At 71.8% G+C, this 1,154-nt stretch carries 1 protein-coding gene; it reads left to right on the forward strand.

Going from position 1 to position 1,154, the window contains the following annotated elements:
* A partial coding sequence (locus A612_RS15540; RefSeq protein WP_019375356.1) for an ATP-binding protein occupies positions 1 to 1,154 on the forward strand: 1,154 nt, incomplete at both ends.

Genomic DNA, 1,154 nt, shown 5'->3' on the forward strand with positions numbered 1-1,154 from the left:
CGCGCCTGTTGGGCAGCAAGGCAGGCGCCAAGCAGCTCGCGCAACAGCACGGCGTGCCCTGTCTTCCGGGCTATGCAGGCGAGGACCAGTCGGACGGGTGTTTTCTCGCCGAGGCCGAGCGCATCGGCTTTCCGCTCATGGTCAAGGCCGTGGCGGGAGGCGGCGGGCGCGGCATGCGCCTGGTGGCGCAGCCCCAGCAGCTGGCGGCGGCGCTGGCCAGTGCGCGCTCGGAGGCGCTGGGGGGCTTCGGCTGCGGCGACCTGCTGATCGAGCGCGCCCTGCTGCAACCGCGCCACGTCGAGGTGCAGGTCTTCGCCGATGCGCAGGGCCATTGCATCCACCTGGGCGAGCGCGATTGCTCGGTGCAGCGGCGCCACCAGAAACTGGTGGAGGAATCGCCCAGCCCCGCGGTGGATCCGCAGCTGCGGGCGCGCATGGGGGCCGCTGCCGTGGCGCTCGCGCAGGGCGCGGGCTACGTGGGCGCGGGGACGGTGGAGTTCCTGCTGGAGGGCGGCGACTTCTACCTGATGGAGATGAACACCCGCCTGCAGGTCGAACACCCGGTGACCGAGGCGCTCACCGGCCTGGATCTGGTGGAATGGCAGATCCGCGTCGCGCGCGGTGAGTCGCTGCCGCTGGCCCAGGATGCGGTGCGGCTGCAGGGCCATGCCATCGAGGTGCGTCTTTGCGCCGAGGATGCGCAGTTCCATCCGCACACCGGCCAAGTGCTGCATTTTTCCGCCCCGCCGGCGGTGGCTTTCGAGCGTGCCGCACCGGGCGGCCTGCGCTTTGATCACGCGCTCGAACCCGGCAGCACGGTCTCGCCGCACTACGACTCCATGCTGGGCAAGCTGATCGTGCACGCCGCCACGCGGGACGAGGCGATCACTGCACTGGTCCGGGCGCTGGGAGAAACCTCGGTGCTGGGGCTGCCGACCAACCGCGCGTTCCTCGCCGCCTGCCTGGAACACCCGGTCTTTCGTGCCGGGCAGGCGCTGGTGCCCTTCCTTGCCGAGCATGCCCCGGAGATCCGAGAGGCCCTGGCGGCCGCCGAGCGGCAGGCATTGGTTCCCTCGGCGCTCCAGGCGCTGTTCACCCCCCGGCCTGTGGGCGCAGCGCCGTCTGGCCCGGCTTGCCGGCTGGAGCGGCCGCTG

The organism is Melaminivora alkalimesophila (assembly GCF_000282995.1).
Lineage (GTDB): Bacteria > Pseudomonadota > Gammaproteobacteria > Burkholderiales > Burkholderiaceae_C > Melaminivora > Melaminivora alkalimesophila.